This window comes from uncultured Campylobacter sp. (assembly GCF_937996225.1).
Classification (GTDB): domain Bacteria; phylum Campylobacterota; class Campylobacteria; order Campylobacterales; family Campylobacteraceae; genus Campylobacter_B.
The window spans coordinates 1-15,404 of record NZ_CALKTC010000010.1 but is presented as its reverse complement, the minus strand read 5'-3'; the positions used below and the strand labels follow the sequence as shown (position 1 = coordinate 15,404).

The following is a 15,404-nucleotide window of genomic DNA, read 5'->3' as shown; positions in this document are numbered from 1 at the left end:
AACTATTGACAAGAATATAAATTTTGCATATAATCTTGGCACTCAAACACATTGAGTGCCAATTTTAGAAAATCACAAATCAAAGAAAGGACTGAAATGAAATTTCAACCACTTGGCAAGCGCGTTCTAATCGAGCGCGAGGAGGAAACTAAAAAGACCGCTTCGGGCATCATCATCCCCGACAATGCTTCAAAAGAGAAGCCTTCGACCGGTAAAATCGTAGCCGTCGGCAGCGAATGTGAAGGTGTCAAAAATGGCGATACCGTAGCGTTTGCAAAATACGCAGGCAGCGAGATTAGCTTAGACGATAAGAAATACCTTATCTTAAATTTAGAAGATATTTTAGGCATAATTAAATAAAAAGGATTGAAAATGGCAAAAGAGATTATTTTTTCAGACGACGCAAGAAACAAGCTTTACGCGGGCGTTAGGAAGCTAAACGACGCTGTAAAAGTTACGATGGGACCTCGCGGTCGCAATGTCTTAATCCAAAAGAGCTTCGGCGCTCCTGCGATCACAAAAGACGGCGTGAGCGTGGCTAAAGAGATCGAGCTAAAAGATACGCTCGAGAATATGGGCGCTTCTTTGGTGCGCGAAGTAGCGAGTAAAACCAACGATCAAGCAGGAGATGGTACTACTACAGCAACCGTGCTAGCTCACGCGATCTTTAAAGAGGGCCTACGCAACGTAACTGCGGGCGCAAATCCGATCGAAGTTAAGCGCGGTATGGATAAATTTAGCGCTGCGGTTATCGAGGAGCTAAAAAAATCCTCTAAAAAAGTAAGTGGCAAAAAAGAGATCGCTCAGGTCGCTACGATCTCTGCTAATAACGACAGCGCGGTGGGCGATCTGATCGCAGACGCTATGGAAAGAGTCGGCAAGGATGGCGTTATCACGGTAGAAGAGGCAAAATCTATTAACGATGAGTTAAACGTAGTCGAGGGAATGCAGTTTGACCGCGGCTATCTAAGCCCATATTTCATTACAAATGCCGAGAAAATGCTAGTCGAGCTAGCTTCTCCACTAGTGCTTCTATTTGACAAAAAAATTACAAATTTAAAAGATCTACTTCCGGTTTTGGAGCAGGTTCAAAAAAGCGGCAAACCGCTTCTAATCATCGCCGAGGATATCGAGGGCGAGGCGCTTGCGACCTTGGTCGTAAATAAACTTCGCGGCGTGCTAAACATCTCCGCGGTTAAGGCCCCAGGATTTGGCGATCGCAGAAAGGCGATGCTTGAAGATATCGCGATTTTAACGGGTGGCACCGTCATCAGTGAAGAGCTTGGCAGAACGCTAGAAAGCGCCTCCATGGCTGATCTTGGACAAGCCGAGCGCATCGTGATCGACAAAGATAACACAACTATCGTGGGCGGCGCGGGCAAGAAAAAAGATATCGATGCGCGCGTTTCGCAGATCAAAGCTCAGATCGCAGAGACTACGAGCGATTACGACAAAGAGAAGCTTCAAGAGCGCATGGCTAAGCTTAGCGGTGGCGTTGCGGTTATCAAGGTGGGCGCTGCGACCGAAACCGAGATGAAAGAGAAAAAAGACCGCGTGGACGATGCTCTAAACGCAACCAAAGCAGCCGTAGACGAGGGTATCGTAATCGGCGGCGGCGCTGCGCTAATCAGAGCTGGACTTAGCGTAAAGCTAGCTCTAAGCGGCGACGAGCTTATCGGTGCGGACATCGTTAAGCGCGCGCTTTTCGCTCCACTTCGCCAGATCGCAGAGAATGCGGGATTTGACGCGGGTGTCGTAGCAAATAAGGTCGAGCAGGGCTCAGACAAAAAATTTGGCTTCAACGCCGCAAACGGCGAGTACGTCAATATGTTTGAGGCAGGTATCATCGATCCAGTCAAGGTTGAGCGTATCGCGCTTCAAAACGCGGTCTCCGTCGCAAGCCTGCTTCTAACGACCGAAGCGACCGTCAGCGAGATTAAAGAGGAGAAACCTGCAATGCCTCCAATGCCTGATATGGGCGGAATGGGTGGCATGGGCGGAATGATGTAGCCCTCATAGGAGCGTCATTCGGCGCTCCTATGCCATTGCAACGGCGTGGTGAGATTTTACGGTGCCCCCGCAATGCCTTTGTGCGGCGATATTGTAGCTACACGCCGCTAAAATGATATGCGCCGCGTTTTTAGATACGTCTGAAGCGCGGCGATTTATTATGAATTAGCGATTAAGCGGTGTGATTTTTAGTCACTGCATGATCTTATAAATTTCGTATCTCACCGCAAATTTACGGTTTTGCCGCTTTACCCCTTAATTTAAAAGCTTTATCTGAGATTGCTTTTTACCTTAAATTCTGACTTGCCACTCAAAATCTAAGCGCAGAATTCTAAAACTTTAAAATTTTTTAGCTCTCCTTCTTAAACACTTACAAGATAAAATTTTTTCGTGGCGTCATATTTTTAGTGTGATAAAATTCTATTGCCAAACAGAATCCTAGCTGCGGAATTTTTAAAGCTTAGCCTTTTGTTTGGCGATACGGCTTTGAATTAGAGCTGAGATTTCATAGCCTCACTCATTAAATTTAACGCGGCTTAATCTAAGCTTTGCTAAATTTCGCCTAAAATCCATGGAAAGGAAAACGATGAAAAATTTAGCTCGTATCTTTTTAATTGTGTTCATTTTGACGAGCTTTTCTGGCGCTTTTGCCGCGCAGCAAAGCCACAAATCTACCGCCGCGCAGCAGAACCATAAATATAAAATTTCATCTCAAAATCTGCGAGCCAAAGATCATTCGAGTAAAAATATAGCGGCAAGATCCTCTGCCGAGCCACATGCTAAAAAACCTACAAATGCTAAAAGTCTTTCAAATTCCAAGCTCACAAAAAATACGCGCGCATCTGGAAATTCTACTAAAAATTCCACGCGAAAAAGTACGAAAAATTTTACTAAAAATCCCGGGCAAAATTTCGCATCGCATTCTGCGAGAAATAAAGCACCTAGGCGCCCGGCTAGTCAATCAGGCAGTCAGAATGGAGCTAGCAAGAGCCTAGTCGCGACGCTGATGCGTTTGCCAAAGACCCGTATTTATGAGGATGAGGTGCCAAACGCCCGCGATACGGAGCAAACTTACAGAGGCGCAGATATGCGGAGAAGCGTAAGCGCGCAAACTCACGGAGGCGCGGATGAGCAGACCGGCAAAACCGTAGACGCACAAGCTCGAAAATTAACGACGACTCGAATTGCACAGCCGCAAGCTCGCTACGGCTATAGTGCAACTCGTTCTGGCGCTATGGGGCATACAGCTGCATCTCATTCGAGCGCCACGAAGTATACGGCTCGTCAAAATGCTCGCGCGCCCTATCTTCCCACATCTGCTCGCTCTAGCCGTGCGATAGGGCGCTCTGGCGGTAGCGCGCTTAGTAAGATGTCGTCGCCAAAGCGGGGTAATGCGCTAGGGCAAGGTGCTGCGATGCGTTATGATGAGCGTTGGGCGAAGCCCGCTCCACAGCCTTACGAGCCTGCGCCTGAGACCGAGAAAAAGCGCGGGCTGATATTTTCGTCGCAGTGGGGCCCCGCCGCGCCGAAAAGCAAGTGGCAGCAGCACGAAGCCCCGACGGATGACGCTTCGTCGCGCAATGAGTCGGTGATGGATATGCTGCAGGACAAGATGAGCAGGGTCAAGGTGAATATGGAGCTAGTGCGCTAGCCTAGGCGGCACGCCGGCGCAATTTATATGCGTAGGCGGTTTAAATTTTGTTGCCTCTATAAGATCGCGATACTGGCGCGGTGTGTAAACACGAACGCTGATGTTTTTTCGGCTTTGCCGCCGTGCGAAACAATGCCCTAATGCTGCAATTAAAGATAGAATGTTCATATTTCATCTACTTGCTTTGAATTTCACGGCTGCATGCCGCGCTGCTAGGATAAACCATGCTGCACTCTTTTTGCGCGAGCGAGCGCTACGACGATACTGTGGGTAAAATTTCGCGGAAATTTCAAAAGCTTAATTTTGTAATTTTACGTCGCAGGACTTCGCTTGCTTGCCAAGTTCGCGAAATTTTGCTTAGCTGCGTGGTTTATTAAATTTCGCTTGCCATCAAATTTTGTAAAGTTTCGCTTGCTGCTGGAATTTTTAGAATTTTATTAGATGGCGAAATTTTATAGAACTCTATTTGCTCAAATTTCGCAGCGAAATGAAATTTTTCGTAAGTGCGAAAGCAAAATTTAGTGGGTAAAATCCTGCAGGCAAAATTCTACGGCGGCTAGCGAGTGCGAATTATTAAATTTTAACCCCGTTTTGAATAAAATAGCGCAAAAAATTCTAAAGGCTTAAATTTGAAAAATCGCTATCCGACCCGCCAAATCTCCGTCGGCTCCGTCAAAATCGGCGGCGGCGCGCCCATCTCCGTGCAGTCGATGAGCTTTTCTAAGACTAAAGACGTGGAGGGCACGCTAGAGCAGATAAACCGCCTGTATTTCGCCGGCTGCGACATCGTGCGCTGCGCCGTGCTCGATAAGGCGGACGCGGATGCGCTCGCACGTATCAAAAGAAGCTCGCCGCTTCCCATCGTAGCGGACATCCATTTTAATTTTCGCTTGGCGTTGCAGGTCGCGGAGTTTGTCGATGCCATCCGCATCAATCCCGGCAATATCGGCGGCAAGGAGCGTATTAAAGAGGTCGTGCGCGCATGCAAAGCTCGCAGCCTACCTATCCGCATCGGCGTAAATTTGGGCTCACTCGAGGAGCAGTTCGAGCAAAAGTACGGCCGCAGCGTGGAGGCGATGGTGCAAAGCGCGCTGTATAACGCCGCGCTGCTGCAGGATGAGGACTTTAGCGATATTGCGATCTCGCTTAAGACTTCGGACGCGCCGAGCACGGTGGCTGCGTATCGTGCGCTGCGCCCGCTATGCGAGTATCCTTTTCATCTGGGCGTGACTGAGGCGGGGACTAAATTTCACGCAAGCATCAAAAGCGCGATCGCGCTGGGCACGCTTCTAATGGAGGGGATCGGCGATACGATGCGCGTGAGCATCACGGGCGAGCTTGAGGAGGAGATCCGCGTCGCGCGCGCGATCCTGCAGGACGCGGGCGTGCAAAAAAGCGGCGTCAATATCATCTCGTGCCCTACCTGCGGGCGTTTGCAAAGCGATCTGCTAAGCGCGATCAAAATCGTCGAAGAAAAAACCGCGCACATCAAAACGCCGCTAAATATCAGCGTCATGGGCTGCGTCGTAAATGCGATCGGCGAGGCGAAGGGCGCGGACGTAGCGATCGCGTTCGGCAACGGGCGCGGCATCGTGATGCGCCACGGCGAAGTGGTCGCCAAACTAGAGGAGAGCAAGCTCGTGGAGCGGTTTTTGCAAGAGGTCGAGGACGAGGTGCGGGCTCGCGAAGAAGCGTGAGAGCTGCGGGGCGCCTAGCCGGTTAAAGTGGTTAAAAGCCGCTACGGCGCGTGGCTTAGTTCTGCGGTTTCGTGTTTCGTCGCGCTGGGCTCACTGCGGTTCGTCTAGGTTTATCGGTACAGCGCGTCTGAGGCGTGAAATTTTAAAATTTCATCCTTAGGGCAACGTTTTTAAATTTGAGCTTTTGAGAATGCGGCTTGGAATTTTGGATTTAAATTTTAGCTCTGGAATTTCATTTTGAAATTTTTAACTTTGCAATTCGCCGTGAAATTTTATTTTAAAATTTGAGCCTTGCGATTGGGCGCTAAATTTGCGGCGTGAAATTTCGATACGTAAAATTTTAAACCATAGAGCTCAGCGGCGTAAAATTTCAAGGCACGGCGCGGAAGTCGAGCCGCATTAAATTTAGCGTGACGGACGCACCGTTTGCGAAACAGCGAGCGAGCGTTAAATTTAAATGCCACGGCATTCGGCTCATTGTTTAAGGCGTTTGAAAAATTTCAAATCGTGACGCTTCGGTTTAAGTTTAGAAAGGTTCGCTCGCCGCAGCTCGGGTGCAAAATTTACTGCCCGAGCTTGTAGCGCTAAATTTTAATGGGCGGGCTTAAAATTTTAAAGAATTCTAAGCCTTAGCGAAATTTCAAGCTCTATGAAATTTCAAAATTTTAAATCCGCCGCGGCTGCCTTTAGGCGCAGCTTTAAATAGCCGCGGTGTGTGTGTGCGGCATAAGAGTGCAGCGGTTTTAAAATCGCGCGAGCTTTTAAGATCGCAAGCTGTTTGATCTAGCGAGGTTTTGGGTTGCAAGGCTCCGAGCTTCGCAGGCTTTCGGAAGCGCGAAATTTTCAAAGCTGCGATAGTTCTAAGGTCTCGCGACGAGCGTTCAAAGCCGCATCGCTTTTCAAAAGCGCGTACCGGGGCTGTGGATTAAAATTTACGATTTTATAGAGCTTAAAATTTAGACGCGCAAAAGCGCGCGAAACGAGGGGAAGCGATGGCAACGAAGCAGAATGTGCCTGCAAATTTATACGATCTGGATATGGAGCGCGCGATTTTAAGCTCGCTTTTGCAAAACGAGGACGCATACGGCGAGCTTAGCGAGATAATCTCGGTCGGCGATTTTTTCTACAAGCCGCACGCCGACATCTACGAGGCGATCGTCAAGTGCTCCTCGCACAACGAGCCGATCGCGCCGAGCTTCGTTAAAAAATGGCTAGCTGAGCGCTACGACGATGGCGCATTTACCGAGGTCGTAGCCACCAGCGGCGTGGTCGATGCCCCAAAATACGCGCTCGAGCTGCGCGAAAAATCGATCAAGCGCTCACTAATCAAGGTCGCGCACGAGATCCCTTCGATGGTAAACGAAGCCGTGCGTAGCAAAGACACCGCCGATAAAATCAGCTCCAAAATTTACGAGCTCATCGACGAGGAACGCCACGGCGGCATCAAAAAATCGCACGAGATCATCGCCGACGTGGTAGAGGAGCTGAAGCGCCAAAAGGCGCTCGCAGGCTCGGAGCTCGTGGGGCTGGATACCGGCTTTCGCTTCCTAAACGACTGCACGAAGGGGCTGAAACCTGGCGAGCTCATCATCATCGCTGCCCGCCCAGGCATGGGAAAGACCGCCTTTGCGCTAAATTTGATGATGAAAACGCTGCAAAGCGGCAAAGGCGTCGTATTTTTCTCGCTAGAGATGCCCTCCGTGCAGCTGATGTACCGCATACTAAGCGCGCTTAGCTCGATCCCGCTAAGCGACATAATGAGCGCCAAGCTCAGCGACGACGACTGGACGCGCTTCAACGACGCTTGCGACGCGGTGCTAAATATGCCGCTTTTCGTCTATGACAGCGGCTACGTGAACATCCACCAAGTCCGCACCCAGCTGCGCAAGCTCAAATCCGCAGACGCCAATATCGAGCTTTGTGTGATCGATTACATCGGACTTATGACGAGCACGAGCAACTACTCCGAGCGCCACCTGCAAATCGCCGAAATTTCACGCGGACTCAAGCTCTTAGCACGCGAGCTAAACATCCCGATCATCGCGCTGTCGCAGCTAAACCGCTCGCTTGAGGCGCGCTCGAACAAACGCCCGATGCTAAGCGATCTGCGCGAAAGCGGCGCGATCGAGCAGGACGCAGACATCATACTTTTCGTCTATCGCGACGAGGTTTATAAAGAGCAGATGGAGCGCGAGCGCATTTCGCGGCTGGAGGCCGAGGGCAAGGACGCGGGCGAGCCCGTGTTTAGGCGCAACGACTATCAGGAAAAAGCCGAAATCATCGTCGGTAAAAACCGCTCAGGCGAGGCGGGCAGGACGATCGAGGTGGGCTTTCAGGGCAGATTTACCCGCTTTGTCGATACGAGCTTCGGCGGCGAGCCCAGCGAGAGCGCGATCTTTAACGAAAATGACAATCTCGACTACGTCTCGCAGCTGCAAGATCAAGGCTTTGAGGAGCCTACTGCGCCGCGCCTCGATACGGCGCAGAATTTGCAGCAGAATTTTAATGAAGCTCAAAATTTTAACGAAGCGCAAAATAGCGGCGTAAGCTTAAACGAAAGCTCCGCTAGCGCCCGAAATTCCGGGGTAAATATCGATTTTGATGAGATGCCTAGCTTTGGCGAAAGCAGTGAGCAGGACGACGAGGAGATAGACGGCGAGTCTAAGCTTAGCGCAGAGCAGGGCTTAGCAGAGGTGCGTCGCGCGGCACAGGACGCACCGCGAAAGCAAGAATTTGAGGAGCAAAATTTAGATGATGCAAGAGCGGGCAGTGTCGCGCCCGAAACAGACGTGCATAAAAATTTATCGGGCACTCCGCAGGGCGTAAAAGACACATCGCGGGGCACGAAAGGCGCGCAGCAAGGCGCAGAGGGTGTATCGCAAAGCGCGGGGAGTGCGCAGCGAATCGATGTTCCAAATTTTGAAAGAGGCGATGGCGATAAGCCGCCTTTTGAAGCGCAAGAGGACGAGGCGAAATTTAAACCCGCGCCGCCTTTAAATATCGAAGAGATGGGCATTCCAAAGATCAATGAGGCAAACAGGCTCGATGACGATGACGCGCCGCTGGATCTGTGAAATAGCGCTTAGGCTCGCGCTGATCGTTAGCGTTTTTTGTTTCGCGCTTTACGCGCAGGATTTCAGTGACGCAGGCTTTTGCGCGCTGGCGGCGTTTTGGGCTTATGCGTTATTTCAGGTGCTATTTAGCTTTTTTTACGAGGCGAAGCAGCGCGCCAATGCGGCACTATTTCGCAGCAGCGGGACTTTGATTAAAATTTTTAGAGGCAGGCTGATAAGCGGGGTTTTAGCCTGCGCGGGCGCGATCCTCTTGAGCGTCACTTTGGCGCTAGGCCTAGCGGATCTGCGCGGCGCGGAGCTATTCGTGACGCTCGCGGCATTGCCTGCAGCTCTTGCTCTGATGCGCCTAGCGGTGCTGAAGCTCAGCCTAAAAGAGATTAAAAATCCTAGAATTTTATCGCTCAAACTTAGCATTTTGCTGCTCGCCGCGCTTGCCGTAGCGGTAAATTTCACTATAAATTTAGCCTATTTGCGGCTCGCAGACGGCGCAGATACTATCGCGCACTCTCAAAATTCCGCGATAAATTTTACTCCGCCCGTCCGCACCGCCGCATCCATGGGAAATTTCGCGACAAACGACGCTTCCGCGCCCGTCGGAAATTTTAAAACAAATAACGCCGCTAAATCCGCTACGAATTCCGCGACGAATAACGCCGCCATGGTTGTGCGAAATTCCGAGACTGATAATGCCGTCAAGTCCGCACCGGACGCTGTCAAAAAACCTACCGCTTTGCCTGCAAATTTTAAAGCGGGCTCCGTCAGAGCGGTGCACGCCTCGGCTGCAAATTATAAGGCAAATACCGCCGCTGCGCCGCAGACCTTCGCTAAAAATTCTACGACTAGCTCAGCCGCAGCGCAAAATTTAAATTTAGCTCCAACTCCTGCCACGCCGAACGCGTCCGCCGATAATTTGGCTGAAAAATCCGCGACCAGCCCCGCATCGGTAGTCGAAATTTTTGAAATTTTAAAATCTACCGCGCCGCAAGCGCACTTCAGATCCGCTCTGCTAAATGAAATTTACGCTTTGAAATTTTACAAAAACGCGCTGTTTGATCTGGCGCTGTCGCAGAGCCCTAGCGCGCTGAAAATCGCTCTTTTGTTTCTGATCTGCGCGGGAGATTTCCTCTTTTACTGCGCGATCTTGCATCTTTGCGCCTTCGTGCTTTTTATGCCGCGAGCCACGTCCGTGCCCAAAATAGGGAGATTTAGCGGCACGATCTTCGCGCTTGCCTACGTCACGCTGTGTTTGATCTGCGCCGCGCAGACGCGAACGGCAGCGAGCAGGGCGGAGGGCGCACATCCTAAAAGTGCGGTCGAGACGAGCGTGCAGATCGTGCTACAAAGCGGCGAGCGGCTGATCTTAAGCGCGCGCGAGGCGGACGTTCTAAGAGGCGAGCTAAACGCCACGCGCTTTGCTGCGGAGGCAAACGCCGCATCTGCGCTGAATAGCTACATCGACGCCGTTTACGACGAGGGCGCGAGGCTCAGCGCGCAGAAAATGGCGGATTTTAATTACTCGTTTCTGAGCGATTATCTGGTGCTGTGGCACGGCGTGTGGGACGATGACGCGGGGGCGTATCTGAATGAGAAATTTGCGGGCTTCGTGAGCGAAAGCTTCCCGAAAGATTTTGGCGAGAATATCGCTAAAATCGCTGCAGCAAACGTCAAAAATTATGAGAGCTCACTAAATTTTACGCTCAAAAAATACGGCGCGAAAATCGATCTCAACGTCACGCAGAGCTTCAGCCTAAAAAGCAAGGCGTATCGCGCGAGCGGGACGGGGCTAGGGGCGCTTGGCGGCGTGCTGGGCGCAAAGCTGATAAGCAAGAGCCTCGCTAAAACTGCGGCTAAAACGGGCGCGAAGACCCTTACCAAGGCGGGCGCCAGCGCGACTAGCGGTAGTGCGGGGCTCGTGTGCGGTCCGGGCGCGGTGGTGTGCGTGCCTGCATTTGCCGTGGCTACGTGGTTTGGGCTGGATTTTGCGTTTGCCAAGGGCGACGAGGCGCTCAATCGAGAGGAGTTTGAAGCTGCGATCGTGCGCGATATGATGGCGGCGAAAGAGGAGCTAAAGCGCGCGCTGGCGGAGGATTTCAACGCGACGATAGATGAAATTTCGAGTGAAATTTTAAATTTAGACGGGAAGTAGGGCAGCGGATTATGCCTGCGCAACTTAGACCCGTTGCGAGCGAAATTTTACGGCGGATTATGGAGTTTTCGTGCGTAGCGGGCGGCGAAATTTTAAAATTTAATCTAAGCGCAGGCGGGACGGGATTACGGCGCACTTATTGCGCTACCGCGCCTCTTAAATTTAAGAGCCTGCTAAAAATTTTTATATATAATCGCCGCTTAAAATAAGGAGCGATAATGAAAAAATTCTATCTTAAAATTTCGTTATTTGCGTTTATAACGGCATTTGCGGCGACCTCCGCTGCGGCAAAATCGCATTTGACAAGCTTGATAAAGTTAGAGGATTTTAATAACGAAGAGCAAAGGACGCTTTTTAAATCCTGCGATTACGGCGAGGGAAAATATAGCGCGTGCAATAATCTTGTTGAAATTTTATCTAAAAAGTGCGACGGCGGCGATATGGACTCATGTGCTACGCAAAGCGATTTTTTACAATCTTTATATAGAGAAGAAGAGGCTATGAAATATCTGATTAAGCTGTGCGATGCTGACTTTGTCGAATATTGCATAGGGCTAGGTTGGGAAGATATAGAATTTAACGGCAATATACAAAGAGCGATTAGGAGTTTTGAAAAAGTCTGCGATAGCAAGCTGAAGGATAGCGAGCCTTTTTGTAGAATGAATGAGGAATTAAAGAGCTGCCTAGAAGATAAAGAATGCAATCCGATAATAAAGGGCAAAGCTCTTTTAAAAAGAACTGCAGAGGAGCTAAAATGAAAAGTATTAGCGTTTTATTCTTATTGATTATGATATTGTCCTGTCCATTATCCGCCAAATCTACGGCAGAGGAACAAAATCTTTATAACGAATGCGACAAAGGAAAAGGCAAATATAGCTCGTGCACCAAACTAATAGAAATTTTATCTAAAAAATGCGATGACGGAAATATGGAAAAATGCGATGATTTGGGCTATGTTATGGGTTTAGAGCTCGGTATGCGAGAAGCGGCTTTTGTGCCCTTAGAAAAATCTTGCAAGGCAGGTATTGCAGCATCTTGTTTTAACCTAGGAATTCATGATATTGCGATAAGAGGCAATGTCAAAAGAGCGGCACATAATTACGCTATAGCTTGCGAAAAATATTCAGAGCGCTTGGAAGAAGAAAGAATATTTAAACTAAAGTCTTGTGCGCTAAAGACGGCTTTAGAAAACTGCTTACGAGATCAGGAGGAGCACGATCCCGTAAAGTGTGCGAAAAAAGCCTTTTGGGAAATAAGCGATAAATACGACGCAAATTCAACCAAGGAGTAAAAGATGGCAAATCCAAAGAAGGGCAAAGAGCGATAATGAAAGAATTCTATCCCGCAATTTTGGTGCCTTTGATCTTAATGATGCCGGTCGCGGCAGAGCGCAACTAAAGCGTAGCCGTTAGTAAAAAGATAAAATTTACGTCGCCTGCCGATCTAAATTTAAATTTATATCATTCGTAAGTATTAAAATGAAAGTACTATTTTTTATACTCGCGTCGGTTCTGCTTTTAAAGGCTGAGAGCGTAAGCGAAATTTATTCTCTAGGAGCGCCTGCGTGCGATACTTACGATTTAAATTTAAAGAAATGCGGTAGCGGCGACAGCGAAGCATGCTATTTGGCGGCTTTAATTCTAAATAATAGATCTTGCACACGAAAAAACGATGATTTGGCATTAGAATTTTTTGAAAAATCATGTAGTTTGGGATATGCCAAGGGTTGCATTTTTATGGGGCGAGCGCATTCGCTTACGTCTTTGGATGAAAAACACGCGAAAATCAAGACATATTACGAAAGAGCTTGCGAACTAGACGCGAAATTTTGCGACGATTACGGGCTTTTATATTTTTACGGCGAGGGCGTAAAAAAGGATGAGCTTGCGGCAAAAGAGTATTTTAAAAAATCCTGCGATGCGGGAAATCCTGCAGGATGCGGGCACTTTGCTACATCGTTAAACAGAGAGGACAAAGATATAAACGAGGTTACAAAATTTTATGAAATCGGCTGTAATGGAGAGCATTACCCTTCGTGCTACGCTTACGGATTGCTATTGTGGGCTAAAGTAGATAAAAATAAAGGCAAAAATTTTTGCAAGAAGGCTTGCGATAAGGGTAATGTAAAGGAGGCGTGCAAATGGGTGCTTGATATGAGCGAGGAGGAGAAAGAGCAAATTTTATATTTGAGGCGATATTTAAAGCTAGGTTGCGAGGATGGTGATACGCAAATGTGCAAGGATTTAGGAAAAATAGGGAATTAGGGTAGAATTTTAAATACTAAATTGCCCCACTTGCAAGCTCATGAAATTCGGACTTTAAAATTTAATCTTAATTGGGCTATAATCTTAGAATTAATATTCAAAAAGGAGTTTTTATGCAAACACAAAATAATTTTATAAACCGCGAGCTAAGCTGGCTACGCTTCAATACTCGCGTGCTGGAACAATGCAAAAAGGATATCCCGCTAATTGAAAAATTAAAATTCCTAGCGATTTACAGCACGAATTTAGACGAATTTTATATGATCCGCGTGGCGGGCTTGAAGCAGCTTTTTACCGCCGGCGTTATAACCAGCGGAGATGACGAGATGACGCCTCTTGAGCAGCTACGCGCGATCCGCTCCTATCTAAGAAACGAGCAAACCGAGCTTGAGCAGCAGTATTTCGGCATCCAAAAGGAGCTTTGCAAAAATGGGCTTTTTATCAAAAGCTACGACGAGCTACAGCCCGAGCTCAAGCCTGCGGCGGACGAGTTTTTCTTCTCGCAGATAATGCCCGTCATCGTCCCGATCGCAGTGGATGCGACCCATCCGTTCCCGCATCTAAATAATCTCAGCTTCTCCCTCGCAGTCAAGCTCTGCGACGAGGGCGCGCCCGAGTCGGTGCATTTCGGGATGATTAGAATTCCGCGCGTGATCCCGCGCTTCGTGCAGGTAGCGCAAAATACCTACGTGCCGATCGGCACCATCGTAAAGCGCCATGCGGAGGAAATTTTCCCGGGCTACAAGCTCATCAGCTCCGCAGCCTTCCGCGTCACGCGAAACGCCGACATCGTGATTGAAGAGGAGGAGGCGGACGATTTTATGATGATTTTAGAAGCGGGGCTTAAGCTGCGCCGCAAGGGGGCTTTTGTACGGCTTCAGATCGAAAAGGACGCCGATGCCGAGCTTTTAGAATTTCTAAATTCCCATCTTAAAATTTTTTACAAAGATATATATGAATGCGCCGTGCCGCTTACGCTGGACGGGCTTTGGGAGATCGCCTCCAATAAGGATTTTTCCTTTCTAGCCCATCCTCAGTATCTGCCAAAGACGCTGCCCCCCTTTAACGAAAACACCTCCGTTATGAGCGCGATGGAGAAGGAGGATATCCTGCTGATCCATCCTTACGAGAGCTTCGATCCCGTCCAAAAGCTCATCAAAGAGGCTGCAAAAGATCCGAAGGTCATCTCGATCCGTATGACGCTGTACCGGGTGGAGAAAAACTCCCCGATCGTTCAAAGCCTGATCGAGGCCGCAAGCGACGGCAAGCAGGTGACGGTGATGGTCGAGCTTAAGGCGAGGTTTGATGAGGAAAACAACCTGCACTGGGCGAAAGCGCTCGAAGACGCGGGCGCGCACGTGATCTACGGCATCACGGGCTTTAAAGTCCATGCCAAAGTAACTCAGATCATCAAAAAAGAGGACGGCAAGTTAAAATTTTATATCCACTTAGGCACGGGCAACTACAACGGCTCGAGCGCTAAAATTTACACCGACGTGAGCTTTTTTACCTGCGGCGATCGCTTCGATAAGGACACGACAAATTTCTTCCATATCCTCTCGGGCTACAACAAAACCCGCAAGCTTGACAACCTCGCTATGTCGCCGATGCAGATCAAAGAGCGGCTTTTAGCGATGATAAAAAACGAGGAGAAAAAAGGCTCTGCCGGCAGGATCATCGCTAAGATGAACGCTCTTGTCGACGGCGATATGATCAAGGCGCTGTATAAAGCAAGCGCCGCGGGCGTAAAGATCGATCTCATCGTGCGCGGCATCTGCTGCTTGCGCCCGGCGCTCAAGGGCGTCAGCGAAAATATCCGCGTGATCTCGATCGTCGGCAAATACCTAGAGCACGCTAGAATTTTTTATTTCGCGCACGCGCAGCCTAGCCTATACATCGCGAGCGCGGATTGGATGCCGCGAAATTTGGAGCGCAGACTGGAGCTGATGAGCCCGATCTACAACGAAAATTTGCAAAACAAACTCAAAGAAATTTTAAAGCTTCAGCTAAGCGACAACGAGCTTGCATTCGAGCTGCAAAGCAGCGGCGAATACCAAAAGATAGAGCCTAAAAAAGGTGAAGAGAGGATCGACGATCAAGAATTTTTAGAAGCTTATTTTAGTAAAATTTATAAAAACATCCGCAAGCATGATGAAAGCAGCACGGCACTAACTAAGCTTTTAAAGGAGAGCTAACGCGGCTCTGTTCGGTTTGCGCCAGGGCTAGCTGCGCACCTAGCCCACGCGCAAACCGAGCCTATAAATGCAAAATTTTGCGCCGCAAACGCGCAATAAATTTACGGAAATTCGAAATTTTATAAATTTTGCAGGACGTAGCTTCGTAAAAATGCCGGTCCGCATGATGCCCGAAATACTACGTGCGTAGATAAATTCCGCCTACTTATGATAAAATTTTGAAATTTCTCAAGTTAAAATTTCAAAATTTATTTACCCCGTCATCGTTTAGTATTTCATGAAAAACTTTAAAATTTAAAGTAAAAATTTCTGATTTTAAAAAACGTAAATTTAGGAGATAAGGGCGCAAGGCTAGGGATTTCTTTAA

The 15,404-nt window shown here is 48.8% G+C and carries 11 protein-coding genes; all 11 read left to right on the top strand.

The annotated features are described in order from the left end of the window. The first annotated feature begins 96 nt into the window (after window positions 1–96). The 11 genes from groES to Q0174_RS01090 all read left to right on the top strand — a co-directional run bounded on the left by groES (window position 97) and on the right by Q0174_RS01090 (window position 15,037). On the top strand, window positions 97–360 hold the full coding sequence (gene groES, locus Q0174_RS01140) for a co-chaperone GroES (RefSeq protein ID WP_298041081.1): 264 nt from the start codon (window positions 97–99) through the stop codon (window positions 358–360). Window positions 361–372: 12 nt separating this feature from the next. Next, window positions 373–2,010, top strand: coding sequence for a chaperonin GroEL (groL, locus tag Q0174_RS01135; RefSeq protein WP_298023126.1), 1,638 nt, complete (start codon window positions 373–375; stop codon window positions 2,008–2,010). Window positions 2,011–2,596: 586 nt separating this feature from the next. Then, window positions 2,597–3,661 carry a hypothetical protein gene (locus Q0174_RS01130; protein WP_298041078.1) on the top strand — a complete coding sequence of 355 codons (1,065 nt, stop codon included), beginning with the start codon at window positions 2,597–2,599 and terminating at the stop codon, window positions 3,659–3,661. 629 nt (window positions 3,662–4,290) lie between these two features. Beyond that, entirely contained in the window at window positions 4,291–5,358 is a 1,068-nt protein-coding gene (gene ispG / locus Q0174_RS01125) for a flavodoxin-dependent (E)-4-hydroxy-3-methylbut-2-enyl-diphosphate synthase (protein ID WP_298041076.1), read from the top strand. 992 nt (window positions 5,359–6,350) lie between these two features. Then, window positions 6,351–8,432 (top strand): replicative DNA helicase, encoded by a 2,082-nt coding sequence (locus tag Q0174_RS01120; RefSeq protein WP_298041075.1) that lies wholly within the window; start codon window positions 6,351–6,353, stop codon window positions 8,430–8,432. Continuing rightward, window positions 8,386–10,578, top strand: coding sequence for a hypothetical protein (locus tag Q0174_RS01115; RefSeq protein WP_298041073.1), 2,193 nt, complete (start codon window positions 8,386–8,388; stop codon window positions 10,576–10,578). Before Q0174_RS01120 ends, Q0174_RS01115 begins: the two co-directional genes overlap by 47 nt. A gap of 11 nt (window positions 10,579–10,589) precedes the next feature. Further along, window positions 10,590–10,787 carry a hypothetical protein gene (locus Q0174_RS01110; RefSeq protein ID WP_298041071.1) on the top strand — a complete coding sequence of 66 codons (198 nt, stop codon included), beginning with the start codon at window positions 10,590–10,592 and terminating at the stop codon, window positions 10,785–10,787. Between the two features lie 9 nt (window positions 10,788–10,796). Continuing rightward, window positions 10,797–11,336 (top strand): hypothetical protein, encoded by a 540-nt coding sequence (locus Q0174_RS01105; RefSeq protein WP_298041069.1) that lies wholly within the window; start codon window positions 10,797–10,799, stop codon window positions 11,334–11,336. After that, window positions 11,333–11,869, top strand: a complete 537-nt coding sequence (locus Q0174_RS01100; protein ID WP_297944650.1) for a hypothetical protein — start codon at window positions 11,333–11,335, stop codon at window positions 11,867–11,869. The genes Q0174_RS01105 and Q0174_RS01100 overlap by 4 nt, the downstream gene beginning before the upstream one ends. A 187-nt stretch (window positions 11,870–12,056) precedes the next feature. Continuing rightward, a complete protein-coding gene (locus Q0174_RS01095) occupies window positions 12,057–12,842 on the top strand; it encodes a hypothetical protein (protein WP_298041066.1) in 786 nt (261 codons plus the stop codon). A 113-nt stretch (window positions 12,843–12,955) separates the two neighbouring features. Beyond that, window positions 12,956–15,037: an RNA degradosome polyphosphate kinase gene (locus tag Q0174_RS01090; RefSeq protein ID WP_298041065.1), complete on the top strand. Its 2,082-nt coding sequence runs from the start codon at window positions 12,956–12,958 to the stop codon at window positions 15,035–15,037. The last annotated feature ends 367 nt before the right edge of the window (window positions 15,038–15,404 follow it).